21 protein-coding genes are annotated in these 26,237 nt (G+C 72.9%); 8 read left to right on the plus strand and 13 right to left on the minus strand.

All coding sequences use genetic code 11. The features are described from left to right. Positions 1 to 5: 5 nt before the first annotated feature. From O7546_RS23050 to O7546_RS23060, 3 genes are all read right to left on the minus strand, one after another. Complete coding sequence (locus O7546_RS23050; protein ID WP_194800639.1) at positions 6 to 1,175, minus strand: arginase family protein; 1,170 nt, start codon at positions 1,173 to 1,175, stop codon at positions 6 to 8. Between the two features lie 58 nt (positions 1,176 to 1,233). Continuing rightward, positions 1,234 to 2,151 (minus strand): tetratricopeptide repeat protein, encoded by a 918-nt coding sequence (locus tag O7546_RS23055; RefSeq protein WP_194800638.1) that lies wholly within the window; start codon positions 2,149 to 2,151, stop codon positions 1,234 to 1,236. A gap of 201 nt (positions 2,152 to 2,352) precedes the next feature. After that, complete coding sequence (locus O7546_RS23060) at positions 2,353 to 4,041, minus strand: methylmalonyl-CoA mutase family protein (protein ID WP_194800637.1); 1,689 nt, start codon at positions 4,039 to 4,041, stop codon at positions 2,353 to 2,355. 317 nt (positions 4,042 to 4,358) lie between these two features. Between O7546_RS23060 and O7546_RS23065 the strand changes: the two genes are divergently transcribed. Further along, positions 4,359 to 4,739, plus strand: coding sequence for a hypothetical protein (locus O7546_RS23065; RefSeq protein ID WP_281600029.1), 381 nt, complete (start codon positions 4,359 to 4,361; stop codon positions 4,737 to 4,739). A 3-nt stretch (positions 4,740 to 4,742) separates the two neighbouring features. On the opposite strand, the gene O7546_RS23070 is transcribed toward O7546_RS23065, so the two are convergent. After that, positions 4,743 to 6,386, minus strand: a complete 1,644-nt coding sequence (locus O7546_RS23070) for a PucR family transcriptional regulator ligand-binding domain-containing protein (RefSeq protein WP_281600030.1) — start codon at positions 6,384 to 6,386, stop codon at positions 4,743 to 4,745. Between the two features lie 149 nt (positions 6,387 to 6,535). Here O7546_RS23070 and O7546_RS23075 point away from each other — a divergent pair, with 149 nt between their 5' ends. From O7546_RS23075 to O7546_RS23095, 5 genes are all read left to right on the plus strand, one after another. Beyond that, positions 6,536 to 8,026 carry a CoA-acylating methylmalonate-semialdehyde dehydrogenase gene (locus O7546_RS23075; RefSeq protein WP_269698152.1) on the plus strand — a complete coding sequence of 497 codons (1,491 nt, stop codon included), beginning with the start codon at positions 6,536 to 6,538 and terminating at the stop codon, positions 8,024 to 8,026. A 20-nt stretch (positions 8,027 to 8,046) separates the two neighbouring features. Continuing rightward, on the plus strand, positions 8,047 to 9,375 hold the full coding sequence (locus O7546_RS23080) for an aspartate aminotransferase family protein (protein ID WP_194800634.1): 1,329 nt from the start codon (positions 8,047 to 8,049) through the stop codon (positions 9,373 to 9,375). A 116-nt stretch (positions 9,376 to 9,491) separates the two neighbouring features. Continuing rightward, positions 9,492 to 10,622, plus strand: a complete 1,131-nt coding sequence (locus O7546_RS23085) for a thiamine pyrophosphate-dependent enzyme (protein WP_281600031.1) — start codon at positions 9,492 to 9,494, stop codon at positions 10,620 to 10,622. A 28-nt stretch (positions 10,623 to 10,650) separates the two neighbouring features. After that, positions 10,651 to 11,619, plus strand: coding sequence for an alpha-ketoacid dehydrogenase subunit beta (locus O7546_RS23090; protein ID WP_228531967.1), 969 nt, complete (start codon positions 10,651 to 10,653; stop codon positions 11,617 to 11,619). A gap of 14 nt (positions 11,620 to 11,633) precedes the next feature. Beyond that, positions 11,634 to 12,917, plus strand: a complete 1,284-nt coding sequence (locus O7546_RS23095) for a dihydrolipoamide acetyltransferase family protein (protein WP_194800632.1) — start codon at positions 11,634 to 11,636, stop codon at positions 12,915 to 12,917. Between the two features lie 73 nt (positions 12,918 to 12,990). Here O7546_RS23095 and O7546_RS23100 read toward each other — a convergent pair whose 3' ends face one another. From O7546_RS23100 to O7546_RS23140, 9 genes are read right to left on the minus strand one after another with little or no spacing between them, the layout of a single operon-like run. Further along, on the minus strand, positions 12,991 to 15,291 hold the full coding sequence (locus O7546_RS23100) for an arylsulfatase (RefSeq protein WP_281600032.1): 2,301 nt from the start codon (positions 15,289 to 15,291) through the stop codon (positions 12,991 to 12,993). A gap of 8 nt (positions 15,292 to 15,299) precedes the next feature. Then, positions 15,300 to 16,055: an SDR family oxidoreductase gene (locus O7546_RS23105; protein ID WP_269697542.1), complete on the minus strand. Its 756-nt coding sequence runs from the start codon at positions 16,053 to 16,055 to the stop codon at positions 15,300 to 15,302. After that, positions 16,052 to 16,876, minus strand: a complete 825-nt coding sequence (locus O7546_RS23110) for an ATP-binding cassette domain-containing protein (RefSeq protein WP_194800629.1) — start codon at positions 16,874 to 16,876, stop codon at positions 16,052 to 16,054. Before O7546_RS23110 ends, O7546_RS23105 begins: the two co-directional genes overlap by 4 nt. Next, the gene (locus O7546_RS23115) at positions 16,873 to 17,859 is read right to left on the minus strand and encodes an ABC transporter ATP-binding protein (RefSeq protein ID WP_252450490.1); all 987 of its coding nucleotides are present in this window, start codon (positions 17,857 to 17,859) and stop codon (positions 16,873 to 16,875) included. Before O7546_RS23115 ends, O7546_RS23110 begins: the two co-directional genes overlap by 4 nt. 5 nt (positions 17,860 to 17,864) lie before the next feature. Then, positions 17,865 to 18,749: an ABC transporter permease gene (locus tag O7546_RS23120; protein WP_013288207.1), complete on the minus strand. Its 885-nt coding sequence runs from the start codon at positions 18,747 to 18,749 to the stop codon at positions 17,865 to 17,867. Further along, a complete protein-coding gene (locus O7546_RS23125) occupies positions 18,746 to 19,690 on the minus strand; it encodes an ABC transporter permease (RefSeq protein ID WP_194800627.1) in 945 nt (314 codons plus the stop codon). Before O7546_RS23125 ends, O7546_RS23120 begins: the two co-directional genes overlap by 4 nt. A 22-nt stretch (positions 19,691 to 19,712) precedes the next feature. Next, positions 19,713 to 21,155 (minus strand): aldehyde dehydrogenase family protein, encoded by a 1,443-nt coding sequence (locus O7546_RS23130; protein WP_281600033.1) that lies wholly within the window; start codon positions 21,153 to 21,155, stop codon positions 19,713 to 19,715. After that, positions 21,152 to 22,396, minus strand: a complete 1,245-nt coding sequence (locus O7546_RS23135; protein WP_281600034.1) for a M20 family metallopeptidase — start codon at positions 22,394 to 22,396, stop codon at positions 21,152 to 21,154. Before O7546_RS23135 ends, O7546_RS23130 begins: the two co-directional genes overlap by 4 nt. An 11-nt stretch (positions 22,397 to 22,407) precedes the next feature. Further along, on the minus strand, positions 22,408 to 23,934 hold the full coding sequence (locus O7546_RS23140) for a PLP-dependent aminotransferase family protein (RefSeq protein WP_194800624.1): 1,527 nt from the start codon (positions 23,932 to 23,934) through the stop codon (positions 22,408 to 22,410). Between the two features lie 185 nt (positions 23,935 to 24,119). Between O7546_RS23140 and O7546_RS23145 the strand changes: the two genes are divergently transcribed. Together O7546_RS23145 and O7546_RS23150 are read left to right on the plus strand one after the other, a co-directional pair. Then, positions 24,120 to 25,208, plus strand: coding sequence for a 3-isopropylmalate dehydrogenase (locus O7546_RS23145; RefSeq protein WP_269697546.1), 1,089 nt, complete (start codon positions 24,120 to 24,122; stop codon positions 25,206 to 25,208). 7 nt (positions 25,209 to 25,215) lie between these two features. Next, positions 25,216 to 26,172: a formylglycine-generating enzyme family protein gene (locus O7546_RS23150; RefSeq protein WP_281600035.1), complete on the plus strand. Its 957-nt coding sequence runs from the start codon at positions 25,216 to 25,218 to the stop codon at positions 26,170 to 26,172. The last annotated feature ends 65 nt before the right edge of the window (positions 26,173 to 26,237 follow it).

The following is a 26,237-nucleotide window of genomic DNA, read 5'->3' on the forward strand; positions in this document are numbered from 1 at the left end:
ACCGGTCAGGCGATGTCGATGCCGGAGCGGGCCGGGTCCGGCTCGTCTCCGGCGGAGGCGCGGCGCAGCAGACCGGGCCCGAGCGGGTCGTCACCGAGGTCGTCGTCGGCGGTCGGGTCGGGGCCGATCGGCTCCACCGCGACCGCCGGCGCCGGTACGGCCGCCGGGGCGGGCAGCGGCTCGGGCTTCGACCGGCTGTCGGCGGCGCGGGGCTGCGGTGCGACAGGTCCGGCCGGCAGCAGCCGGGGCGGCACGGCACCCGGCGCGACGACCGGGGCGAGCCCGGCCACCACCGTGTTCACGATCTCGGCGGCGTACGCCCCGTCCGGGTCGTAGTCGGGGTCGAAGACGGTCAGCTCGACGCCGAGGCAGTGCGGGGTGTCGACCAGCCCGGCGAGCAGGATCTCCAGCTCGGCGAAGGCGATGCCGCCCGGGTCGGGTGCGTCCACTGCGGGCATCACCGCCGGGTCGAGCACGTCCACGTCGATGTGCACCCAGTAGCCGGCGCAGTCGACGAGCTGCTCGTGCGCCCACTGGGCGGTCCGGGCGGCGCCCTCGGCGCGCAGCGCCGGCACCGGCCGGGTGGTGATGCCGGCGGCCTGGAGGTCGAGCCGGTACTCGTCCTGTGCCCGGATGCCGAGTACCACCACGTCGATGTCCCGGAAGTACGGCCGGCGGCCCTCGATCGCGGCCAGGTCGGGCTGCCCCCGGCCGGTGACCAGGGCGAGATCCTCCCCGGCGGCGGCGCCGACGTACGAGGCGTTGCCGGGGTGCCGGAAGTCGGAGTGGCCGTCGACGAAGACCAGCCCGATCCGCCCGCCGACCGCCTCGCCGAGACGGTGCATGGCCAGCGCCGAGCCGAGCAGCACCGAGCAGTCACCGCCGAGCACCAGCGGGAACTCGCCCCGGTCGATGATCGCGCCGATCCGGTCGGCGAGCGCCACCGAGTACGCGGAGATCTCCGGCGCGTGGCAGACGCCGTCACCGGGTCGCCAGTCGCCCGGGTCGTACCGGGGCGGGGTGAGGCAGCCGGCGTCGCGGGCCCGCAGCCGCGCGAGCAGGCCGTGGTCGCGCAGCGCACCCGGCGCCTTGCCGCACCCGGGGACGGAGCTCGCGGTGGGCGGGCGCAGTCCGAGGTTCGTCGGCGCGTCGAGGACGGCGATCCGGCGCATCATGGGCTCCCGTCCTCGGCGGTCGGGCGGGCCGGCGGTGCGCCGGCCCGCGCGGGTTGACTCAGAACAGCGCGCTGGCCAGGGCGCGTCGGGCGGAGGCCACGGCGGGGTCGTCCGGGCCGGCGATGGTGAACAGGCCGAGCAGGTGCTGGCGTACCCGGTCCCGGTCGTCCCCGGCGGTGCGCCTGACCAGGCCGACCAGCCGCTTGTACGCCTCGTCGGCGAGGCCGCTGAGCACCTCGATGTCGGCGGCCAGCAACTGGGCGTCCACGTCGTCGGGGGCGGCCGCAGCGGCGTCCAGCGCGCCCTGCGGGTCGGCGCCGGCCACCCGGCGGGCCAGCCCGACCTGCGCCAGGCCCGCCTCCGCCGCCGCGTCCGCCGGCGACTCGGCCAGGATCTTCCGGTACGCCGCCTCGGCCGCGTCGAGGTCACCGCTCATCAGCGCGTCGTCGGCGGCGTCGAGGCGCGGGTCCTCCGGTTCGGCGACTGTGACGCCACCGGCCTTGAGTACGGCCTGGAGCCACTGTCGCAACTGCGACTCCGGCACCGGGCCGGGGAAGGCGTCGATCGGGCGGCCACCGACGATGGCGTACGTGGTGGGCAGCGTCTGGAGCTGGAACATCTGCGCGAGCCGCGGCTGCTGCTGCACGTCGACCCGGGCCAGCAGCCACGCTCCGCCGCCCTCGGCGGCCAGCTTCTCCAGCACCGGGGCGAACTGGTCGCTCTCCGGGTAGCCGGCGGCACCGAAGAAGACCACCACCGGTGTGGTGAGCGAGCGTTCGAGCACCTCGGACTGGATGTTCGCCTCGGTCACGTCGATCACGGCGGCGGAGCCTGCGGGGCTGCCCGGCAGCCCGGTCGGCCCAGCGCCCTGGGACGGTGTGGCGGAGGAGGTGTCGGCCGGTGCGGGGGTGCGCAGCGCGCTGAGGTCGACCGCGCCGCGGGTGAAGATCGACGAGGTGATCCGTGGGTCGCTCATGGTTGTCTAGTCTCGCACGTACCCCGGGGATCTCCGACCACCCGCAACGCCCACATCGCCACTCTCACCCCTGCTCAACCCCCGCGCCGCCCCCTCACCCCCACCTCCCCGCGATCTTGCACTTTCCGCCCCGGCAAATGCGACGAACTGCCACACGCGGAGGGCTCGAACTGCAAGATCGCGGGGGCGGGGGTGGGTGGGTCAGAAGCGGGCGGGTTCGCGGTAGACGCCCCACTCGGCGCGGAGTGCGTCGCAGATCTCGCCGAGGGTGGCCTCCGCGCGGACCGCGTCGAGCATGGCGGGGATCATGTTCTCGCCGGTCCGCGCCACCTCGACCATCCGCGCCACGGCGGCGGTGACGGCGGCGTCGTCGCGGGCCGACTTGCGCTCGGTGAGCACCCGGCGCTGCTCCAGCTCCACCTCGTGCGAGATGCGCAGGATCTCCAGGTCCTTGGCGACGGTGCCGGTGTGGCAGTTGACGCCGACGATCTTCTTGTCGCCCTTCTCCAGCGCCTGCTGGTAGACGAACGCCGACTCGGCGATGTGCCCGGTGAACCAGCCGTCCTCGATGCCGCGCAGGATGCCCGAGGTCATCGGGCCGATGGTGTGCGGGCCCTCGCCGCCGAGCTGCTTGATCCGGGCGAAGATCTCCTCCGCCTCGGCCTCGATCCGGTCGGTGAGCGCCTCGACGTACCAGGAACCGCCGAGCGGGTCGGCCACGTTCGTCACCCCGGTCTCCTCCATCAGCACCTGCTGGGTACGCAGGGCGATCTCGGCCGACTCGTCGGTGGGCAGGGCGAGCGTCTCGTCGAGCGCGTTCGTGTGCAGCGAGTTGGTGCCGCCGAGCACCGCGGCCAGGGCCTCCACGGCGGTACGGACCACGTTGTTCACCGGCTGCTGCGCGGTCAGCGACACCCCGGCGGTCTGCGTGTGGAACCGCAGCCACTGCGCCTTCTCGCTGGTGGCGCCGTACACGTCACGCAGCCAGCGGGCCCAGATCCGGCGGGCGGCGCGGAACTTGGCGATCTCCTCGAAGAAGTCCACATGGGAGTCGAAGAAGAAGCTCAGGCCGGGGGCGAACGTGTTCACGTCCAGCCCGCGCGACAGGCCCAGCTCGACGTACCCGAACCCGTCGGCCAGCGTGTACGCCAGCTCCTGCGCGGCGGTCGAGCCGGCCTCGCGGATGTGGTAGCCGGAGACGGACAGCGGCTTGTAGCGGGGGATCTCCCGGGCGCAGTACTCCATCAGGTCGCCGATGAGGCGCAGGTGCGGCTCGGGGTCGAACAGCCACTCCTTCTGCGCGATGTACTCCTTGAAGATGTCCGTCTGGAGCGTCCCGTCCAGCGTGGACAGGTCGGCGCCCTGCCGCTCGGCGGCGACCAGGTACATGCAGAAGACCGGCACGGCCGGGCCGGAGATGGTCATCGAGGTGGTCACGCCGGCCAGGTCGATGCCGTCGAACAGCACCTCCATGTCGGCGGCCGAGTCCACAGCGACGCCACAGTGGCCGACCTCGCCGAGGGACTGCGGGTCGTCCGAGTCGCGGCCCATCAGCGTCGGCATGTCGAAGGCGACGGAGAGACCGCCGCCGCCGGCACCGAGGATCATCTTGTAGCGCTCGTTGGTCTGCCGGGCGTTGCCGAAGCCGGCGAACTGCCTGATGGTCCAGGTCCGCCCGCGGTAGCCGGTCGGGTACAGACCCCTGGTGTACGGGAACTCGCCCGGCCAGCCGATCCGCTCGAACCCGGGGTACGGGGTGTCCTCCGGCGGGCCGTACACCGGTTCGACCGGCATTCCGGACAGCGTGGTGAAGTCCGCGTCGCGCTTGCGGGCGGCGTCGTAGCGGGCCTGCCAGCGGGCCCGACCGGCGGCGATCTCGTCAGCGTCCATGCGCGGAGCTCCTTCTCAAGTCGTCGTCCCGAGTCCGAGTGTAGAGCGAGATCCTGAACGATCCTTAAGGGCTCGCGTACCGGCCGGTAACCCCGCCACGGCCCCGCCGGGACGACCCATCACCGTCGATCCGCAGGTCAGGGCGCTGTCTCACGTGGCGGACGACTGCCCGGCGCAGCCTCCCGGGGACCGGGTTCCCGTGCCAGACTCCGGCCGTGGGCAATCGAATCGCGACCCGGCTGATTACCTAGGCGGCGTACGCCTCCGCGTGCGTCGCCGGCCAAGCGATCCTGTCGGCTCGTCCTAGTGAGGCCCCCGTGAGCGTGTCCGCATCCACCCCCGCAACCGTCGACCATCCCCGGCCCGCCCCCGGCCGCCCGTACGACGAGCCCGCCGCCGAGCACGGCACGCCGAGCACGATGGTGATCCACCTCGGCGTCGGCCACTCCACCACCGGCCTGCTCAAGGTGCTGTCCGTGCTGCACTCCCGCCGGGTCGCCGTCTCACACGTCCAGTACGTGCAGTGCCCCGACCGGTCCGCGGTGATGATCGTGGAGTGCTCCCCCGCCACGGCGCCGATGGAGACGGTCCGCAAGAGCGTCGCGAACGCCGTACCTGTGGTCAGCGTCAGCGTGCACAGCGCGCCGGCCCGCGACGGCGTCCGGCGCCTGCGGTCGGGCCGCGGCACCCACAGATGACCGTCAGCCGGTGGGCTCCGGGCCACCGGCGCGCATGACGTCCCGGGCGGTGAGCGCCACGTGCAGCGACAGGCGCCGTTCGCTCGAGTCCAGGTCGACGCCGAGCACCCGCTCGATCAGCTCCAGCCGCTGGTAGAGCGCCGACCGCGACAGCGACATCGCGTCCGCCGCGCGCCGCTTGTTGCGCCCCTCCACCAGGTACGCCTCCAGCAGCGCGACGTGGTTCGTGCCGTGGCGCTGGTCGTAGGAGAGCAGCGGGCCCAGCTCGCGCTCCACGAACGTCTGCAGGCGCACGTCGTCGCGCAGCAGGTACAGCAGGCCCCGGAGGCGGACGTCGTGCAGCCGGTAGAACGGGCGCGGTTCGGCGGTGTGCACTGTCGCGTCGGCCACCTGCGCCGCCTCGGCGAGTGAGCGCCGGGCCAGGTCGAGCGTCCGGACCACCGACCCGGCGGCGACCACCACGTCCGAGCCGGCCCGGTGGCCCGCCCGGGTGAGCGCGGCGGACAGGCCGCCCAGCGCCGCCTCGTCGGAGCCGGTCTCGTCGAGCGCGACGAGGAGGGTGACGCCGGTGCCGCCGGCCGCCTCGTCCACGTCGCCGGCGAGCGCGGCGAGCCCGCACTCGCGTACCGCCGTCTCCACCGCGTCGAGCAGTTCCCGCCGGTTCGCGGTCCCGTCGGCGCCGGTGCCCGGGGCCGGCCGGCGCCGCCGGACCACGACGCCGAACAGCCGGCGCTGGTCCAGGACGACACCGAGCCCGCGCGCCCGCAGCGCCACGTCCCGGGTGGGCGCCGAGTGGGTGACGATGCTCAGCAGCAGGCTGCTGCGCGCCTGCCGCTCGACCGACGAGGAGTCCCGGGCGACGAGCTGGTTCAGCGCGATGGTGGACGCGGCGCGTTCCAGCAGCACCCGGGTCCGGGCCGGTGGCTCCTGGTCGCACAGCAGCACGAGCCGCCCCCACCGGTTGCCGCGCGCCTCGACGCTCGTCACCAGCCAGCCCGAGCGCGGCTCGTAGCCGGTGCCGGACGGCATCTCGACCGCGCGGGAGCGGGTCTCCCAGCGGTCGAGCAGCTCCTCGGCGGTCAGCGGGCCGGTCTCGTACGCCAGCACCTGGTGGGCGAGGTTCTCCAGCACCGCGGGCCGCCGGGACAGGCGGGTGACCTCGCGGAGCACCTGGCGGGGCTCGGCGCCCTCCACCGACAGCTCGGTGAAGATGCGGTGGATCTCGTCCTTCGCGAGCAGATCCGCCGTCTGCTCCTCGACGATCACCGAGTGGACGACCTCGGTCACGGCCACGAACCGCATCTCGCGCCGCAGGGCGATCAGGGGCAGGTTCCGGCTGCGGGCGTGCTCGACCAGCCCGGCCGGCAGCGTGCCGCCGAACCGGCGGCCCAGCTCGACCACCACGCCCGCCACCCCGACGGCCGCGAGGCCGTCGATCCACCGGCGCAGCCCGTCGTCGTCGGGGGGCAGGCCGATGCCCGTGGTCAGGACCAGCTCGCCACCGCGGAGCAGGTCGGCGATCTCGGGGATCTCGGCGACGTGCACCCAGCGCACCGGCGCGTCCAGCCGGTCCCGGCCCGCCAGGACGCGCGGCCCGGCCTGCTGCAGAGCCGGCAGTTCCAGCACGTCACGGACGGTCATCGGCATCGGAGCGCCTCCCCCTTCCCTCCGGCGCACAGTATGTGCGCTTCCCGCGGACGGGAACGACACAGTGCCCATTGCCCGGACCTGGGGAAGCGCAGATGATCCCGGGCATGACCCAGACAGCACCCGGCACCGCGCCCGCTCCCGTCCCGCTGGAGCGGGTGACCCACTGGATCGACGGCAAGCCGTTCGCCGGAGTCACCGAGCGTACGGTCCCAGTCTACGATCCGGCGCTGGGCGCGGTCCGGACGGAGGTGCCGCTGGCCTCGGTCGACGAGGTGGACCAGGCCGTCGCGTCCGCCGCCGCCGCATTCGCCTCCTGGCGGACCTCGTCGCTGACCAAGCGCACCCAGGTGCTGTTCGCGTTCCGGGAGCTGGTCAACCAGCACAAGCAGGAGCTGGCCGAGCTGATCACGGCCGAGCACGGCAAGGTCGTCTCGGACGCCCTCGGCGAGGTCACCCGCGGCCTGGAGGTCGTCGAGTTCGCCTGCGGCATCCCGCACCTGCTCAAGGGCGGCTACTCGGAGGGCGTCTCCACGAACGTGGACGTCTACTCGATCCGGCAGCCGGTCGGCGTCTGCGCCGTCATCTCCCCCTTCAACTTCCCGGTGATGGTCCCGATGTGGTTCGTGCCCATCGCCATCGCGGCCGGCAACACCGTCGTGCTCAAGCCCAGCGAGAAGGACCCGTCCGCGTCGCTGCTCGTGGCCCGGCTCTGGGAGCAGGCAGGGCTGCCCGCCGGCGTGTTCAACGTCGTGCACGGCGACAAGGTCGCGGTGGACCGCCTGCTGGAGCACCCCGAGGTCAAGGCGGTGTCGTTCGTCGGCTCCACGCCGATCGCCCGGTACGTGTACGAGACCGGCACCCGCAACGGCAAGCGCGTCCAGGCCCTCGGCGGCGCCAAGAACCACATGGTGGTGCTGCCGGACGCCGACCTCGACCTGGCCGCCGACGCGGCGGTGAACGCCGGCTTCGGTTCGGCCGGCGAGCGGTGCATGGCGATCTCCGCCCTGGTGGTCGTCGAGCCCGTCGCCGACGACCTGGTGGCCCGGATCCGGGAGCGGATCGCCACGCTGAAGGTCGGTGACGGGCGGCGCTCCTGCGACATGGGTCCGCTGGTCACCAAGGAGCACCGCGACCGCGTCGCGTCGTACCTCGACGCCGGTGCCGAGGCCGGTGCCGAGCTGGTGGTGGACGGCCGCGAGGTGCAGGTCGACGGCGACGAGTCCGGGTTCTGGCTCGGGCCGAGCCTGCTGGACCGGGTGTCGCCGGAGATGAGCGTCTACACCGACGAGATCTTCGGGCCGGTGCTGTCGGTGGTGCGCGTCGGCAGCTACGACGAGGCGCTCGCGCTGGTGAACGCCAACCGGTACGGCAACGGCACGGCGATCTTCACGAACGACGGCGGCGCGGCCCGCCGCTTCCAGAACGAGGTCGAGGTCGGCATGGTCGGCGTCAACGTGCCGATCCCGGTGCCGATGGCCTACTACTCCTTCGGCGGCTGGAAGGACAGCCTCTTCGGCGACTCGCACGCCCACGGCGCCGAGGGCGTGCACTTCTTCACCCGCGGCAAGGTCGTCACGTCCCGGTGGCTCGACCCCAGCCACGGCGGCATCAACCTCGGCTTCCCCGAGAACGTCTGAGCAGCGGAGAGAGAACGCCGATGAGCAGCAGCGCACGCACCTACGAGCTCGACCGCGCGCACGTCTTCCACTCCTGGTCCGCCCAGTCGCTGCTCGACCCGATGGTGGTCGAGCGCGCCGAGGGGTCGTACTTCTGGGACGGCGACGGGAACCGCTACCTGGACTTCTCGTCGCAGCTCGTCAACACCAACATCGGCCACCAGCACCCGGTGGTGGTCGCGGCGATCCAGGAGCAGGCGGCCCGTCTGTGCACGATCGCGCCCTCGTACGCCAACGACGTTCGCGGCGAGGCGGCCCGGCTGATCACCGAACTGACCCCGGCGGGGCTCGACAAGGTGTTCTTCACCAACGGCGGCGCGGACGCGATCGAGCACGCCGTCCGGATGGCCCGGCTGCACACCGGCCGGCCGAAGGTGCTGTCGCAGTACCGCAGCTACCACGGCGGCACCCAGACGGCGGTGAACCTCACCGGCGATCCGCGCCGCTGGCCCAGCGACAACGGCACCGCCGGGGTGGTGCACTTCTTCGGCCCGTTCCTGTACCGGTCGGAGTTCGGCGCCACGACCGAGGAGGAGGAGTGCGCGCTCGCGCTGCGCCACCTCGAACGCGTCGTGGAGATGGAGGGCCCGTCCACCATCGCCGCGATCGTGCTGGAGACGGTGCCGGGCACCGCCGGCATCATGCCGCCGCCGCCGGGCTTCCTCGCGGGCGTACGGGAGCTGTGCGACAGGCACGGCATCCTCTACATCGCCGACGAGGTGATGGCGGGCTTCGGGCGTACCGGCGCCTGGTTCGCGCTGGACCACTACGGCGTGACGCCCGACCTGATCACCTTCGCCAAGGGCGTGAACTCCGGTTACGTCCCGCTCGGCGGTGTGGTGATCGCCGACCACGTGGCCGACACGTTCGCCACCCGCGCCTACCCCGGCGGCCTGACCTACTCCGGTCACCCGCTGGCCACCGCCGCCGCCGTCGCGACCATCAACGTGATGCGCGACGAGCGGATCGTCGAGAACGCCGCCACGATCGGCGCCGACGTGCTGGGCCCGGGGCTGCGCGAACTGGCCGACCGGCACCCGAGCGTCGGTGACGTCCGCGGGCTCGGCGTGTTCTGGGCGCTGGAACTGGTACGCGACCGCGAGACGAAGGAGCCGCTGGCGCCGTACGGGGCGTCGTCGCCGGAGATGAACGAGGTGCTGGCCGCGTGCAAGCGGGGCGGCCTGGTCGCGTTCGCGAACTTCAACCGGATCCACGTGGTGCCGCCGTGCACCGTGTCGGAGACGGAGGCCAAGGCGGGCCTGGCGATCCTCGACGAGGCGCTGACACTCGCCGACCGCCACACGGTCTGAGGCACTGCCCACCACCGCCCGCCGGGTCCACCCCGGCGGGCGGTCCCGTATCCGAGATCCGCGAGACGGCCGGCGACCCCGGTGACGCGGAGACCGACGCACCCAGAAGGTGACGAATGACTACCGTAGATCACGCCGACCCACCGGTAACCAACCCCTTCGCCGGCACCACCGGCCTTCCGCGTACGTCCGAGGGCTGGACCCAGCTCGTCACCTCGGACGGGCGCCTGCACCCCGAGGTCGACGCCGACCGTGACGCCCTCGGCCGCCTCACCCGCGACCTGTACCGGGGGATGCGGCTCGCCCGCCGCCTCGACGACGAGGCGTTCGCGTTGCAGCGACAGGGCGAGCTGGGCCTGTGGCTGCAGTGCCGCGGCCAGGAGGCCGCCCAGGTCGGTTCGGTCGCGGCGGTACGCGCCGACGACTACGTCTTCCCGAGCTACCGGGAGCACGCCGCGGCCCTGTGGCGCGGCATCGGCCCGGCCGACCTGCTGCGCCAGTGGCGCGGCGTCGCGCACAGCGGCTGGGATCCGGAGCCGTACTCGTTCCACATCTACACGCTGGTCCTGGCCGCCCAGCTGCTGCACGCCACCGGCTACGCCCTCGGGGTGCAGCGCGACGGCAGCGACACGGTCGTCGTGACGTACTTCGGTGACGGCGCCGCCAGCGAGGGCGACGCGAGCGAGGCGATGAACATCGCCGCCGTCAACGCCGCCCCGATGGTGTTCTTCTGCCAGAACAACCAGTGGGCCATCTCCACCCCGACGGCGTCGCAGACGCGTACCCCGATCCACCGGCGCGGCGCCGGGTTCGGCCTGCGCAGCGAGTGGGTCGACGGCAACGACGTGCTGGCGGTGTACGCGGTGACGTCGGCGGTGACCGCGCACGCCCGGTCCGGCGCCGGCCCCGCGATCGTCGAGGCCACCACGTACCGGATGGGCGGGCACAGCACGTCGGACGACCCGACCCGGTACCGCACCGACGACGAGCTGGCGGCCTGGCGGGCGCGGGATCCGCTGGCCCGGGTGGAGGCGCTGATGCGTGCCGAGGGCTGGAGCGACGAGGCGTTCCTCGGCGAGATCCAGGCCGAGGCGGACGAACTCGCCGACCGGACCCGCCGGGAGTGTCTGGCCCTGACAGCGCCGGACCTCGCGGACGCCTTCGCCACGGTGCTGGCCGACGTGCCCCAGCTCCTGCGGGAGGAGCGCGAGGCGTTCGTCGCCTACCGCGCCTCCTTCCTCGACTGACGCCCGCCTGCGATCGGAGAACTCGTTCATGCTCACCCTCTGTCAGGCACTGAACTCCGGCCTGCGCCGCGCAATGGAGGACGACGACAAGGTCCTCCTGATGGGCGAGGACGTCGGCCGGCTCGGCGGCGTGTTCCGGGTCACCGACGGTCTCCAGAAGGACTTCGGTGAGGCCCGGGTGGTGGACACCACCCTCGCCGAGTCCGGGATCGTCGGCACCGCCATCGGGCTGGCGCTGCGCGGGTACCGCCCGGTCTGCGAGATCCAGTTCGACGGCTTCGTCTACCCCGCGTTCAACCAGATCGTCTCCCAGCTCGCCAAGATGCGGGCCCGCACCGGCGGCCGTACCGCCCTGCCGGTGGTGATCCGGATCCCGGTGGGTGGCGGAATCGGTGCGGTGGAGCACCACAGCGAGTCGAACGAGGCGTACTTCGCGCACACCGCCGGGCTGCGGGTCGTCTACTGCGCCAGCCCGGACGACGCGCACTGGATGATCCGCCAGGCCGTCGCCGGTGACGACCCGGTCATCTTCTACGAGCCGAAGCGCCGCTACTGGGTCAAGGGCGAGGTGACCCCCGCCGGGCCGCCGCTGCCGCTGGACCGCGCCCGGACCGTGCGGCCGGGCACCGACGTGACGCTGCTGACTTACGGCGGCACCGTCGCCACCTGCGTCGCCGCCGCGGAGGCCGCGGCGCAGGAGGGCCGCGACATCGAGGTGATCGACCTGCGGTCCATCTCCCCGCTGGACGTGGCGACCATCGAGGAGTCGGTGCGCCGCACCGGCCGGGCGGTGGTGGTCCACGAGGCCCCCACGTTCGCCGGGTTCGGTGCCGAGGTCGTCGCGCAGGTGACGAGCCGGTGCTTCTACTCGCTGGAGGCGCCGGTCGAGCGGGTCGGCGGCTTCAACCTGCCGTACCCACCGGCCAAGGTCGAGGAGGAGTACCTGCCCGACCTGGACCGGATCCTCGACGCCGTCGACCGCGTCCTGGCCGCGTGAAGGGAGAGGTACCCGTGACCGTTCAGCAGTTCCGTCTGCCCGACGTCGGCGAGGGCCTCACCGAGGCCGAGATCGTCACCTGGCGGGTCGCCCCCGGCGATCCGGTCGGCCTCAACGACGTCATCGTGGACATCGAGACCGCCAAGGCCGTGGTCGAGCTGCCCAGCCCGTACGCCGGTGTGGTGGACCGCCTGCTGGCCGAGGAGGGGCAGACAGTCGAGGTCGGCGCGCCGATCATCGCGATCCGGGTGCCGGGTGACGGCCCGGCGGCGCCGTCCGCCGACGAACCGCCGACCGGCGACGAACCGGCCGCCGAGGAACCGGCGGCGGAACGCACCGCGGTGCTCGTCGGCTACGGGGTGTCGGCCCAGGCGCGGACCCGCCGGCCGCGTCGCGGGCCGTCCGTCCGCCCGGCCGAGCCGACCCGCCCGGCGCACACGTCCCGGCCGCCGGTGCTCACCAAGCCGCCGCTGCGCAAGCTCGCCAAGGACCTCGGCGTGGCGCTGGCCGACGTGCGCGGCACCGGCCCCGGCGGCCGGATCACCCGCCAGGACCTGCTCGACCACACCACCGGCCCGGCACCCGTGGCCGACCAGCGGCGGGACGTGCGCCTGCCCGTGCGCGGGGTCCGCAAGGCGACCGCCGCCGCGATGGTCGCCAGCGCGTTCACCGCGCCGCACGTCACCGAGTTCCTCACCGTCGACATGACCGGCACCGTCGAGTTCGTGGACCGGCTGAAGCAGGACCCGGCGTTCCAGGGCGTGAAGGTCAGCCCGCTGCTCGTGGCGTCGCTCGCGGTGCTGGACGCCGTCCGCCGGTACCCGGACGTCAACGCCCGGTGGGACGAGGAGAACCAGGAGATCGTCCGGTTCGCCGACGTCAACCTGGGCGTCGCCGCCGCGACGCCGCGCGGCCTGCTCGTACCGAACGTAAAGGCCGCGCACAACCTGGGGGTACGGGATCTCGCGGCCGCCCTGAACGAGCTGGCGGCCACCGCGCGGGAGGGCCGCACCCGTCCCGCCGACCTGGCCGGCGGAACCATCACCATCACCAACATCGGTGTGTTCGGGGTGGACGCCGGCACCCCCATCCTCAACCCCGGTGAGGCGGCGATCCTCTGCCTCGGCGCGCTGCGCCGCATGCCGTGGGTCGTCGACGAGCAGGTCGTTCCCCGGTGGACGGTGCAGTTGTCGCTGTCGTTCGACCACCGGCTGGTGGACGGGGAACTGGGCAGCCGGGTGCTCGCCCACGTCGGCCGGTTCCTGGAAGACCCGCTGTGGGGCCTGGCCCTGCGCTGAGCCCCCGGTGGACGGACGGCGCGTGGCGGACAAGGAGGTCCGTCCACGCGCCGTCGCCGTACGCGGGCGCGCGTCAGTCCACCACTTCGAACCCCACGCCGACGGACGGACGCGGCGCGACACCGCCCGCCGGTGCGATGGGCTCACCCACCTCCTCGGACGCGGCGAGGCGGAACCGCACGTACTCCAGCTCGCCGGAGAACTCGTGCCGGGCCGGGTAGCTCGGCGACACCGGCGAGTGGATGCTGCGCCCGACGTCCATGCCGGCGAAGCCGTGGAAGAACGGCAGCAACTGCGGGAACAGCGCCTCGCCCGCCGCCTCGCCGTCCACGTAGAGGCGGCCGGTGCCCTGGCAGTCGGCCGTCTTCGTCAGCTCGAAGGTCAGCTCCACCGGACCCAGCGGCAACTCGCCCTCGGACCGCAGCACGTAACGGGTGCCGAGGTGGTTGTACTCGTACACCAGGTGGTTGTCCTTGATGTGCAGCACGTACCCGCCGCTGACGTTGCCGAGCACCACGATCACGCCGCCCTGGGCGGCGTCGGTGCGATGCACCCGCGCCGTGATGACGTGCGAGCGGTTCATCGTCGGCGGCACCGCCGCGCCGGAGATCGTCGGTACGCCGGCGAGGTAGGTGAAGTCCAGCCGGTCCCGCACCGAGCCGGGGCGCGGCACCCGGGCCCGGATCGCGAATCCCCTGTCGTCGAGCGGCAGCACGTCGTAGCGGGCCGCCTCGATCCAGAACTCCTCGATGAGGCGCCGCAGCACCTCCGGATGCTCGGCGGCCAGGTCGCGGCTCTCGGTCGGGTCCTCGTCGATCCGGTACAGCTCCCAGCGGTCCTCGTCCCAGGAGGTGCCCCGCTCGTGGAACGCGACAGCCTTCCAGCCCTGGTGGTAGATGCCGCGGTGGCCGAACATCTCGAAGTACTGGCGGTCGCGCGACGGCGGCGCCGCCGGGTCGCGCAGCCCGTCGCGGAAGCTGCGGCCGTGCAGCGGCATCTGCGGGATGCCCCGGCGCACGGCGGGCGGCCGCACCCCGACGAGGTCCAGCACCGTCGCGGTGACGTCGATGCTGTGCTGGAACTGCGTCCGCACCTCCCCGCCGGGTACGTCACCGGCCGGCCAGCTCAGCACGAACGGCACTCGGACTCCGCCCTCGTGGGTGTGCTGCTTGTAGCGGCGGAACGGGGTGTTGCTGACCTGCGCCCAGCCCAGCGGATAGTTGCTCTGCGCCCGCGGGCCGCCGATCTCGTCGATCCGGTCCAGGCTGTCCTGGAGGTTCTCCGGCACCCGGTTCTGGAAGGCCGTCGGGTTGAGCGTGCCGAGCGGCGTGCCCTCGGGGCTCGCGCCGTTGTCCGACATGACCACGAAGATCGTGTCGTCCAACCGGCCGATCCGTTCCAGGAAGTCGACCAGGCGCCCGAGCTGGGCGTCGGTGTGGTCGACCATCGCCGCGTACGCCTCCTGCATGCGGGCGAACAGGCGCCGCTGCTCCGGCGGTACGTCGTCCCACGGCACGACGCCGGGGTTGTGCGGTGGCAGCGGCGCTTCCGGCGGGATGATGCCCAGCCCGATCTGCCGCCGGTGCCGGTCCGCCCGGATGACGTCCCAGCCGGCGTCGTAGCGGCCCCGGTACTTCGCCAGGTACTCCGGCGGGGCCTGGTGCGGCGCGTGCGCGGCGGCGTACGCCAGGTAGAGGAAGAACGGCTTCTCCGGGGTGAACGAGGTCTGGTCCCGGACGAACCCGATGGCCCGGTCGGTCAGGTCCTCGGTGAGGTGGTAGCCCTCCTCCGGGGTGGCCGGCGGGTCCACCTGGTGGTTGTCGTACACCAGCTCCGGATAGAAGTTGTCGGTCTCGGCCTCCAGGAATCCGTAGTACCGCTCGAAGCCGCGGCCCAGCGGCCACTGGTCGTACGGGCCGGACGGCGTGGTCTGCTCCAGCGGCGCGACGTGCCACTTGCCGACCGCCATCGTGTTGAACCCGGCGTCGGCGAGCATCTCCGCGACTGTGGCGGCGGCGTGGGTGATCCGCCCCCGCCCGCTCGGGAAGCCGCTGTCGAAGTTGGACAGCATGCGCATGCCGACGCTGTGGTGGTTGCGGCCGGTGAGCACGCTGGCCCGGGTCGGCGAACACAGCGGCGAGGTGTGGAAGTTGGTGTACCGCAGCCCGGTGGCGGCCAGCCGGTCGATCGTCGGGGTGTCGATCTCGGCGCCGAAGCAGCCGAAGTCGGCGAACCCGACGTCGTCCAGCAGTACGTACACCACGTTCGGCGTACCCGCGGCGGCCGACGGCGGCGCGCTCCAGTGCTCCGTCGACTCGTCGTAGGTGCGTCCGATGGTCCCCTCGTACGGAGGGTCCGCCAGAGGTCCGGTCACGGTACGCCTCAGCCGGCCGTCGTGCCGCCGTCGAGGACGAGCGTGTGGCCCGTGATCATGCGCGCCTCGTCGCCGGCGAGGAACACCACCGCGTCGGCCGAGTCTCGTGGCGTCGCCATGCGGCCCAGCGGGATCGACGCCCGGAAGTTCTCCCGCGCGCTGTCCGGCACGTCGCCCATGCCGCCCAGGAACGCCGACAGCATCGGCGTCTCGGTCGCCGCCGGGGCGATCGCGTTGACCCGGACGCCGTGCGGCGCGAGTTCCAGCGCCAGCGCCTTCATCAGGCCGATGACGCCGTGCTTGGCGGCGGTGTACGGCGCGTACCGGGGGCGGGCGATGACGGCCTGGAGCGACGCGGTGAACACGATCGCGCCGCCACCGGCCTCGATCAGCGCGGGCGCGGCGGCCTGCGCGGTCCAGAACGCACCCTTGAGGTTGACGTCGACCACGCGGTCCAGCGTCGCCTGGTCCACCTCGTCCAGCGGGCCGGTGAACGGCGTACCGGCGTTTGCGTGCATGAGGTCGAGCCGGCCGAACCGCTCGACGGCGGTCTCGACGGCGGCGCGGCAGTCGGCGGCCCGGGTGACGTCGCAGGCCACGCCGACCACGGCGGACCCGAAGCCGGCGGCGGCCTCGGCGGCGCGGTCGCCGTCGAGGTCGGCGATGACGACTCGCGCGCCCTCCTCGACGAGCCGGCCGACGGTGGCCAGTCCGATGCCGCTGGCGCCTCCGGTGACGACGGCGACGCGGTCAACCAACCTCATGTGCTGCTCCTGTTGAATCGGTCCAGGAGGTCGCCGCTCAGGGTGGGCACCGCGGACAGCAGCCTCTGGGTGTAGGGGTGCCGGGGGTCGGAGTAGATCGATTCGGTGTCACCCGTCTCGACGATCCGGCCCTGGTTCATCACCGCGATCCGGTCGCACAGGTACCGGACCACGGACAGGTCGTGGGAGACCAGGATCAGGGTCAGCTTGAACTGCTCGGCCAGGTCGGTGAGCAGGTTGAGGATCTGCGCGCGGACCGAGACGTCGAGCGCGCTGACCGGCTCGTCGCCGACGATGACCTTCGGCCCGGCCGCGAGGGCGCGGGCGATGGCGATGCGCTGCCGCTGGCCGCCGGAGAACTGGTGCGGGTAGCGGGTCACCGCCTCCTCGGGCAGACCCACCGAGTGCATCAGCTCGGCCACGCGGGCCCGGTGGTCGCCGGGCAGGCGCAGCGCGCGCATCGGCTCCGCGATGATGTCCGCGACGCGCATGCGCGGGTTCAGCGACGACATCGGGTCCTGCAGCACCATCTGCACGTCGCGGCGCAGGAATCCGAGCCGCCGCTCCGGTACGCCGCTGATCCGCTGGCCGTTGTAGTACGCGGTGCCGGAGGTCGGCTGGTCGAGTGCCATGAGGATGCGCGACAGCGTGGACTTGCCGGAGCCGCTCTCCCCCACGATGCCGAACGCCTCGCCCTCGTGGACCTGCACGCTCACGCCGTCGAGCGCGCGGATCGGCCGGCCCGGCGTACGCAGCGACCGCCGCGGGGCGCGGTACTCGCGCACCACGTCGACGGCTTCCAGCAACGGGGTGGTGGTCATGCGCTGGCCTTCCCGCTTCCTAGGGGCTGATCGCTCTCGATCGGGTGGTGGCAGGCCGCCCGCTGGGTGCTGCCGGGCGGCGCCGTCAGCAGCGGCACCGTGCCGCAGACGTCGTCGGCGCGCGGGCAGCGGTTGCGGTAGACGCAGCCGGTGGGGAACGATCCGAGCGACGGGACGCGGCCCGGGATCGTCGACAGCCGGCCGCTTCCGTCGGTGCTCTCCAGCACCGTGGACGCCCGCAGGCCCGCCGTGTACGGGTGCCGGGGCGAGTCGAACACCGTCGCCACGTCGCCGTGCTCGACGATCGAGCCGCCGTACATGACGAGCAGTTCCTCGCAGATGCTGGCGACGACCGGCAGGTCGTGCGTGATGAGCAGCAGCGACGCACCCTCCTCGCGCACCAGCGTGTCCATCAGCCGCAGCATCTCCGCCTGCACCGTGACGTCCAGGGCGGTGGTGGGCTCGTCCGCGACCAGCACGGCCGGGTCGCACGCCAGCGCGATGGCGAGCACGACGCGCTGGCGCTGGCCACCGGAGAGCTGGTGCGGGTACTTGCGCGCGGTCCGGTCGGGCTCGGGGAGCTGGACCCGTTCGAGCAGTTCGACGGCCCGGGCCGAGGCCGCGGCGCGGCTCATCCCCTTGTGCAGCCGCAGCGACTCGGCGACCTGGTTGCCGACCCGCATCAGCGGGTTGAGCGCCGTCATCGGCTCCTGGAACACCATGGCGATGTCGTTGCCGCGGACCGCGCACATCTCCTTGTCGGAGAGGTCGAGCAGGTTCCGGCCATTCAGCAGCACCCGGCCGGACGCGGTCACGCCGTGGGGCAGCAGGCCCATCAGCGCGAGCGCGGTCAGGGACTTGCCGCAGCCGGACTCGCCGATGAGCCCCATCCGGCGGCCCCGCCCGATCTCGAACGAGACGCCCTTGACGGCCTGGATGTCGTGGACCTTGACGACGAGGTCCTCCACCACGAGCCCGCTCACGCCGCTCACCGTCCTCTCAGCCGCGGGTCGAGGGCGTCGCGCAGCCCGTCGCCCATGAGGTTGAAACCGAGCACCGACAGGGCGATGGCCAGACCGGGCCAGACGGCGAGCATCGGCTGCACGACGAAGTAGTTCTGGGCCTCCTGGAGCATCCGGCCCCAGGTGGGGGTCGGTGGCGGGGTGCCGTACCCGAGGTACGACAGCGCCGCCTCGGCGAGCACCGCGTGCGCGAACGACACCGACGCCTGCACGATGAGCAGTGCCGCGATGTTCGGCAGCACGTACCGGACCATGAGCACCACGCCCCGGCGGCCGTAGCTGCGCGCGGCCAGCACGAAGTCGCTCTGCAGCACCTGCATCGCGCCGGCCCGGGTGAGGCGGCCGAACACCGGCACGTTGGCGACGCCGATGGCGATCATGCCGGTGAGCGTGGAGGCGCCGAAGCCTGCGGCCAGGATGATCGCCAGCAGGATGGCCGGGAAGGCGAACACGATGTCCAGCGCCCGCATCACCGGCTCGCTGAGCCAGCGGTGCCCGGTGGCGGCGAGCAGACCCAGGGGTACGCCGACGGCGGCGGCGATCGCGACGGCGACGACACCGACGAACAGTGTGGTCCGCGCGCCGACGAGGAGCTGGCTGACGATGTCCCGGCCGAAGTGGTCGGTGCCGAGCCAGTGGTCCCCGCCCGGGGAGAGCAGCGTCTGCGACGGGTCGACCCGGGTGGGGTCGTACGGCGTCCAGAGGAACGACACGAGCGCGGTGAGGACGACCAGGCCCACCAGGCCGGCGCCGATCACCAGCGTGAGGTTCCAGCGGCGGCGCGGCTTGACCGGGCCGGCCGCGACGACGTCGGCGGTGGCGTCCGGTGGGGCGTCGGCGACCGATGTCATGCCTTGCTCCTCAGCCTGGGGTCGACCGCGTGGTACACCACGTCGACGACGAAGTTGATCAGAAGCACCGCGGCGGTCAGCACCATCACGGTGCCCTGCACCTTCAGCAGGTCGCGGTTGCCCACGTCCTGCAGCAGCATCCGGCCGAGACCGGGCAGGCCGAAGACGTTCTCGATCACGACGGTGCCGATGAGCAGCGTCGCGAGTTGCAGACCGAGGACGGTGATGACCGGGATGGCCGCGTTGCGCAGCGCGTGCCGGGTCAGCGCCTGCGAGCGGCTGAGGCCCTTGGCGCGCGCGGTCTGGATGAAGTCCTCCTGCATGACCTCGACCACCGCGGACCGGACGTAGCGCATCAGGATCGCGCCCTGGGCCACGCCGAGGACGAGCGCCGGCATCAGCAGGGCCTGCACGGCGCCGCCGACGTCGTCCCATCCGGTGAACCCGCCGGCGGGCAGCCACTGCAACTTCACCGCGAACACGGTGATGAGCAGGATGCCCAGCCAGAACGACGGAACGGCGATGCCGACCTGGCTCAGCGCCGACAGCGCCGTCCCGATCGCGGTGCGGCTCTTCACCGCGGCGAGGATGCCCAGCGGGACGGCGATGAGCAGCGCCAGCGTCATCCCGGCCAGGATCAGCGGCACCGTCACGCCGAGCTTGTCGGCGATCTCCGAGCCCACCGACACCCCGCTGAGCGGCGAGATGCCGAAGTCACCGCGGATCAGGCCGCCGGCCCAGTCGAGGTACCGCTCGGTGAACGGCCGGTTCGTCCCGAACTGCTCCCGCAGCGCCTCCAGCGCCTCCGGCGTGGCGTTGACGCCGAGCATCGCCTGCGCCTGGTCGCCCGGCAGCAGCGACAGCATCGTGAAGACGAGGATCGACGCGGCGAACAGGGATACCGCGAGGATGGCCAGCCGCCGGACGAAGTAGATCACCATGCGTGTGTGCTCCCACTCCGAGTCATGGCCTGATCATCACCATCTTGGTCACGGTCAGCTCCTCCATGGCGAAGCGCGGTCCCTCCCGGCCGATGCCGGAGTCCTTGACGCCGCCGTACGGCATGTTGTCGGCGCGGAAGCCGGGCACCTCGTTGACCAGCACACCGCCGACGTCGAGCCGGCGCACGACGTCCAGGGCCACCGCCAGGTCACGGGTGAAGACGGCAGCCTGGAGCCCGTACCGGGACCGGTTCACCAGCTCGACCGCGGCGTCCATGTCCGGCACCGACCGGACGCAGACCACCGGACCGAAGATCTCCTCCGCCCAGCACTCGGCGTCCTCGGGGACGTCGACGAGCACCGTCGGTTGCAGCACCCGGCCCTGCGCCGTACCGCCGGCCAGGCAGCGCGCCCCGGCGGCGACCGCGCGGTCCACCCACGAGTGGACCCGCTCGGTGGACGCCTCGTCCACCAGGGCGGACACACGGGTGTCGGCGGACCGGGGGTCACCGGTGGTGACCGTCGCCAGCAGCGGCTGGAGGCGTTCCAGCAACGCCTCGCGGACCGGCTCCTCGACGATCACCCGCTGCACGCTGATGCACGCCTGACCGGAGGCGTAGAACCCGCCGCGTACCACCGCTTCGGCCGCCCGGTCGAGGTCGGCGTCGCGGCCGACGACGAGCGCCGCGTTGGACCCGAGTTCCAGCAGCACCTTGCGCGGGGCCGCGGCGCGGGCGATCTGGTGGCCGACGTGCGCCGACCCGGTGAACGACACGGCCGCGACGCCGGGGTGCGTGGTCAGGAGCTTGCCGACCTCGACGCCACCGGTGACGAGCTGGACGCCCGCCGCCGGGCAGCCCGCCCGCCGGAACAGGTCGACGAGCACCAGCGTGGCCAGCGGCGTGTTCGGCGCCGGCTTGACGATCACCGGGCAGCCCGCCGCTACCGACGGCGCGACCTTGTGGGCGGCCAGGAGCAGGGGGTAGTTGAATCCGGTGATGCCGACGACGACACCGACCGGGCGGCGTACCCAGAAGCCGAGCATGCCCTCGCCGGCCGGCTGCATGTCCAGCGCCACCGTCTCGCCGGTCAGGTGCCCGACCTCCTCGGCGGCCGTCTCCAGCGTGACAAGCGTGCGGGCGACCTCGACCCGGCAGTCGACGAGCGGCTTGCCGGTCTCCAGGACCAGCAGCTCGGCCAGCGAGTCGGCGCGGGCGCGCACCTCGGCGGCGACTGCCGTCAGGATCGCGCGCCGCCGGTGACCGGGCAGCCCGGCCATCTCCGCGGCGACCCCCTGCGCGGCCTCGACAGCCGCCTCCGCGTCGGCGATGTCGCCCCACGGCGCCTGGGTCACTGTGCTGCCGTCGTACGGGAAGCGCACCGGCGCGGTCTGCGCGGTGCTGGTCCAGCCCGCGCCGATCGGCAGGCCGGCGGGCAGCGCGGTCAGCAGCTCCTGCGCGGTCACGACGCCGCACCCGTCCGGGCGCCGGTGGCACCGGTGAGGAAGGCCAGCGCCGCCTCGGCGTACACCTTCGTCTTGCGGACGATGTCGTCGACCTCGACGTACTCGTCGGGCTGGTGGGCGATCCACTTCGGACCGGGGCCGTACACCACATTCGGGATGCCGCTGTCGCGCCACAGGATGGTGCCGTCGGTCGCGCCGGGCACGCCGCCGAAGACGGGCTCGGCGCCGGTGACGGTGCGGTGCGCGTCGGCCACGGCGAGCGAGATCGGGTGGTCCTCCGGGGTGACCGCGCACGGCCGGTCGTCGACGACCTCGACGGCGAAGGCAACGCCGTGCCGGACGCCGATGGCGTCGGCGTCGGAGCGCACCCGCGCGGCGAGGGCGGCGTGGTCGACACCGGGTACGGTCCGGCAGTCCACGCCGAGGACGGCGCGACCGGGGATGACGTTGAGCTGATCGGCGGAGCCGGCGTCCAGGACCGTGGGGGTCAGGTACGTCGGGCCGAGGTGCACGTGCTCACCCGGGTCGGCCTGCAGTTCCTTCTGGTACCGGCCGAGCGCGGCGACCAGCTCGGCCACCGCGGGGACCGGGTTGCGGCCGTGCTGCGGCATCGCGCCGTGCGCCATCTTGCCGGTGCAGGTGACAAGCAGCCGGACGGCGCCCTTGGCGACCGCGCAGATCTCCTCCGCCTCCGGCTCACAGATGATCGCGGCGTCCACCTCGCGGGCCAGCGCGGTGGTGGTGAAGTGCTTCGCCCCGAGCATCTGGCCCTCCTCGTCCACCAGGGCCGCCACCACGATCCGGCCCGGGAACGGCCCGGCCAGCTCGACGGCCCGGGCCGCGTGGATCATCGCGGCGACACCGGCCTTCATGTCGGCGGAGCCGCGACCGTACAGGCGGCCGTCGACGATGTCACCGCCGAACGGGTCGACCGTCCACTCCTCGGGAGCGCCCTCGGTGACGACGTCGGTGTGCCCCTCGAACATCAGCGTCGGGCCGGGCAGGCCACCGTCCACCACGGCGACGACGTTGGGGCGCCCGGGGACGACCTCGGTGACCTCCGGCCGCCAGCCGAAGCCCCGCATGACCCGCGCGACGAGGTCCGCCGCGGGCTGCTCGCTTCGCCCCTGCGCGGCGTCCCAGGTCGAGGGGATGCGGACCAGGTCCTGGGTCAGCGACACGACGGCTTGCTCGTCCACGAGATGGCCGGCGCGGAGGGAGGCGTGGGTGTCCGACGTCATGGCGTCGGAGGTTACGAACTCCGCCCCCGGAGGGGAACGTCCAGTTTCCGGGTCGGTGGGGGTACCAGTCGCGGCCGGACCTGGTCTTCTACCGCCTCGACGACCCGTCGCACCCCCTCGTCGATCCGGTCCAGCGGCATCACCTGGTACCCCAGGCGCAGGTGGTGACGCGGTGCCGGCCGGGCAGCCCAGTACGGCGCGCCCGGGTCCAGCAGCACGCCCTGCCGGCGCAGTTCGCGGGCCAGTTCACCGGCGTCCAGCCCCGGCGGGCCGGTGATCCACCGGGCCAGTCCACCGCGCGGCACCGGCTGCGGTCCCCAGCGCACATGCCGCTCGACCGCCCGCACCATCTCCTCGTACAGCCCCAGGTAGTGGGCGCGGACGCGGCGCACGTGGCGGGCCAGGTCGCGGCTGGCGATCATCTGCGCGAGGGCGCGTTGCATCGGGCCGGGCGGGTGACGCAGCACGTAGCGGGAACGGGCCCGCATGGCGTCCACGAGCGCCGGGGACGCCACCACGTAACCGAGCCGCAGGCCCGGCGCCAGCAGCTTGCTGAAGCTGCCGAGGTAGACCACGCGGTCCTCGTCGTCGAGCGCCCGCACCGCCACCGCGGGCATCCCCCGGAACGTCATCTCCGGGTCGTAGTCGTCCTCGATCACGACCGTGTCCGCCGCCCCGGCCCGGCGCAGCAGCTCCTCCCGCCGGGACGCCGACATGGTCGCGCCGGTCGGGTACTGGTGGCTCGGCGTGACGTACACGAGCTGGGCGCCGTGCAGGTCGGCCGGCAGGTCCTCCACGACCAGGCCGTCCTCGTCGACCCGGCCGGGCACCACGTCGGCGCCGGCCATCTGCATGATCGTCCGGGCGTCCGGGTAGCCGGGGTCCTCGACGAGCACCACGCTGCCCGGCCGGACGAGGACGCTCGCCAGCAGGTGCAGCGCGTGCGTCGAACCCAGCGTGATCATCACCTGGTCCGGGTGGGCGGAGATGCCGCGCGCGGGCAGCACGTGCTCGCAGAGCTGACGCACCAGCTCCGGGTCGTCGGCCTGGCCGGCGTCCCCGATGACCCGGGACAGCCCGTCCTGCCGCAGCGCCTCACGCTGCGCCCGCTCCCACGCGCCGATCGGGAACATGGACGGGTCGGGCTGGCCGACCACGAACGGGAACGGCGCCCGCGACCAGGCCGGATCCCGGTGTACCGGCGTGGGCGGCGGTTCCGGCAGCCGCGCCGCCCAGTCGATCGGCTGCATCGGCGAGCGGGCGGTCCGCCGCGCGGCCCGCATCCGCACCACCGCGTCGGAGGAGACGTAGAGACCGCGCCGCGGAACGGTCACGATCAGACCCTGCTCCATGAGCCGGTCGTACGCGGTCAGCACCGTGTTCCGGGAGACGCCGAGCGCCTCGGCCAGGCGGCGCGTGCTCGGCAGCGGGCCGTCGTCGTACTGCCCGGCGAGGATGGCGTCCTCGAGCCCGGTGATGATCTGTTCGTAGAGCGGAACCGTGCTCTGCGGGTTGACCGGCAGCAGGAAATCCGCCACCTCGACCTCCCACTTCCGCGGGGGCCTCGCCTCGTCCCGTCGTCGTACGCCCTGCACACGCCCTGTGCGTCCCGCTGGTACCAGCCTAGCCGGAGACCTGGACCTGTTGCGGAGGGCCCGTTCCCGCCACGCTTGGCCGGGCGATGGCAGGTGACGGTCTCCTGCACGCGGACAGGGGTGGACTCATGAGCGCCCAGCGAATCGCGCTGGTGCCCGGCGACGGCATCGGACCGGAGGTCACCGCACAGGCGGTCAAGGCGTGCGACGCCGCCGCCCGACGGTTCGGGATCGACCTGGTCTGGGAGGACTACGAACTCGGCGCGGACTACTGGCGGATAACCGGCCAGGTCGTACCGCCGGACGTGGAGCAGGAACTGGCCAAGGCGGACGCCATTCTCTTCGGCGCCGTCGGCGACCCGTCGGTGCCGCCCGGCGTGCTCGAACGCGGCCTGGTGATCCACCTGCGGACCGCGTTCGACCAGTACGTGAACCTGCGGCCGGTCAAGCTGCTGCCCGGGGTGCCCACGCCCATCGGCGGCCTGCGCCCCGAGCAGTGCGACCTGGTGATCCTGCGGGAGAACACCGAGGGCGCGTACGTCGGCGCCGGCGGCTTCATCCACCGGGGCGGGCCGGACGAGATCGCCACCCAGGAGTCGGTGAACACCCGCAAGGGGGTCGAACGCCTCATCCGGCACGGTTTCCGGCTGGCCCTGACCCGCCGCAAGCACGTGACCCTGGTGCACAAGGCGAACATCCTCACGTACGCCGGCGACCTGTGGCAGCGGACCTTCGAGGAGGTCGCCGCGGAGTACCCGGACATCGCTGTGGACTACGTACACGTCGACGCGATGTGCCTCTACCTGGTGACGCAGCCGGAGCGGTTCGACGTCGTGGTCACCGACAACCTGTTCGGCGACATCATCACCGACCTGGGCGCCGCCGTGCAGGGCGGTCTCGGTCTGGCCGCCAGCGGCAACCTCAACCCGACCGGGTCGGCGCCGAGCATGTTCGAGCCGGTGCACGGCTCCGCGCCGGACATCGCCGGCCGCGGCTGGGCCAACCCCGCCGGGTCGATCCTCAGCGCCGCGCTGATGCTGGAGCACCTGGGTCACCCGGAGGCGGCCCGCAGCCTGGAGGACGGCGTGAAGGCGGTGCTGCCGCGCCTGGGCGCCATGCGCGGGCCGGAGATGGGCATGTCGACCGAGGACTTCGGCGACGCGGTCGCCGCCGCCATCGGCGAGGGCGCGCACCAGGCGGACGCCCTGCCGGCGTGACACGGATGTGAGCACCGAACCGGTCGATCCGGGCGACGGCGGGGGCACTTCCCCGCCGTCGCCGTGTTGCGCGCCGAAACGCCCGCCCACCGCCGCCGACACCGGCGCCGCGGCGGGCGCGGTCCGCTCACCACACGGGGGTACGGACGACCTGATCGCGCTGCCCGGCGGCACCTTCCTCATGGGCACCGACGACCCGGAGGGCTTCCCGGAGGACCTGGAGGGACCGGTCCGGCCGGTGACCGTGGGCCCGTTCGAGATCGGCGCGACGCCGGTGACGAACCGGCAGTTCGCCCGCTTCGTCGACGCCACCGGCTACCGCACGGACGCGGAACGGTACGGCTGGTCGTTCGTCTTCCACCTGCTGCTGGCGCCGTCCGCGCACCGGTACGTGCTCGACGCGTCGGTGCCGCAGGCGCCGTGGTGGCTGGCCGTCGAGGGGGCGTACTGGGCCGCCCCGGACGGGCCCGGGTCGGACGTACGCGGACGCGAGCGGCACCCGGTCGTCCACGTCTCGCACCGGGACGCCGAGGCGTACTGCCTGTGGTCCGGCACCCGGCTGGCGACCGAGGCCGAGTGGGAGTACGCGGCACGCGGCGGCCTGTCGCAGGCCCGCTACGCCTGGGGCGACGAACTGACCCCGGGCGGGCGGCACCGCTGCAACATCTGGCAGGGCGCCTTCCCCACTGTCAACACCGCGGACGACGGGTTCGCGGGCACCTCTCCGGTGACCGCGTTTCCGCCGAACGGCTACGGCCTGTACGACGTCGCGGGCAACGTTTGGGAACTCACGGCCGAACCCTGGCGCGACCACCGAGGCCGCATCTCACCAGGTGAGAGCGTCATCAGGGGTGGTTCGTACCTGTGCCACGACTCCTACTGCAACCGATACCGCGTGGCAGCACGGAGTCGGACCACCGTCGACTCGTCGACCGGCAACACCGGGTTCCGGGTGGCCCGGTAGCCGGACGCTGATTGGTACCTGCCGACCCCGCTGAACTGGCCCTTTTGCATCGGGTACCACGCTCA

Origin of the sequence: Micromonospora sp. WMMA1976, assembly GCF_027497335.1 — a bacterium.
Taxonomy (GTDB): Bacteria; Actinomycetota; Actinomycetes; order Mycobacteriales; family Micromonosporaceae; genus Micromonospora; species Micromonospora aurantiaca.

What these genes read in the sequence shown, in the direction of transcription:
- O7546_RS23050 (WP_194800639.1), bottom strand. Translation starts at nt 1,175, where the DNA reads ATGATGCGCCGGATCGCCGTCCTCGACGCGCCGACGAACCTCGGACTG.
- O7546_RS23055 (WP_194800638.1), bottom strand. Translation starts at nt 2,151, where the DNA reads ATGAGCGACCCACGGATCACCTCGTCGATCTTCACCCGCGGCGCGGTC.
- O7546_RS23060 (WP_194800637.1), bottom strand. Translation starts at nt 4,041, where the DNA reads ATGGACGCTGACGAGATCGCCGCCGGTCGGGCCCGCTGGCAGGCCCGC.
- O7546_RS23070 (WP_281600030.1), bottom strand. Translation starts at nt 6,386, where the DNA reads ATGCCGATGACCGTCCGTGACGTGCTGGAACTGCCGGCTCTGCAGCAG.
- O7546_RS23080 (WP_194800634.1), top strand. Translation starts at nt 8,047, where the DNA reads ATGAGCAGCAGCGCACGCACCTACGAGCTCGACCGCGCGCACGTCTTC.
- O7546_RS23085 (WP_281600031.1), top strand. Translation starts at nt 9,492, where the DNA reads ATGACTACCGTAGATCACGCCGACCCACCGGTAACCAACCCCTTCGCC.
- O7546_RS23090 (WP_228531967.1), top strand. Translation starts at nt 10,651, where the DNA reads ATGCTCACCCTCTGTCAGGCACTGAACTCCGGCCTGCGCCGCGCAATG.
- O7546_RS23105 (WP_269697542.1), bottom strand. Translation starts at nt 16,055, where the DNA reads ATGAGGTTGGTTGACCGCGTCGCCGTCGTCACCGGAGGCGCCAGCGGC.
- O7546_RS23110 (WP_194800629.1), bottom strand. Translation starts at nt 16,876, where the DNA reads ATGACCACCACCCCGTTGCTGGAAGCCGTCGACGTGGTGCGCGAGTAC.
- O7546_RS23120 (WP_013288207.1), bottom strand. Translation starts at nt 18,749, where the DNA reads ATGACATCGGTCGCCGACGCCCCACCGGACGCCACCGCCGACGTCGTC.
- O7546_RS23125 (WP_194800627.1), bottom strand. Translation starts at nt 19,690, where the DNA reads ATGGTGATCTACTTCGTCCGGCGGCTGGCCATCCTCGCGGTATCCCTG.
- O7546_RS23135 (WP_281600034.1), bottom strand. Translation starts at nt 22,396, where the DNA reads ATGACGTCGGACACCCACGCCTCCCTCCGCGCCGGCCATCTCGTGGAC.
- O7546_RS23145 (WP_269697546.1), top strand. Translation starts at nt 24,120, where the DNA reads ATGAGCGCCCAGCGAATCGCGCTGGTGCCCGGCGACGGCATCGGACCG.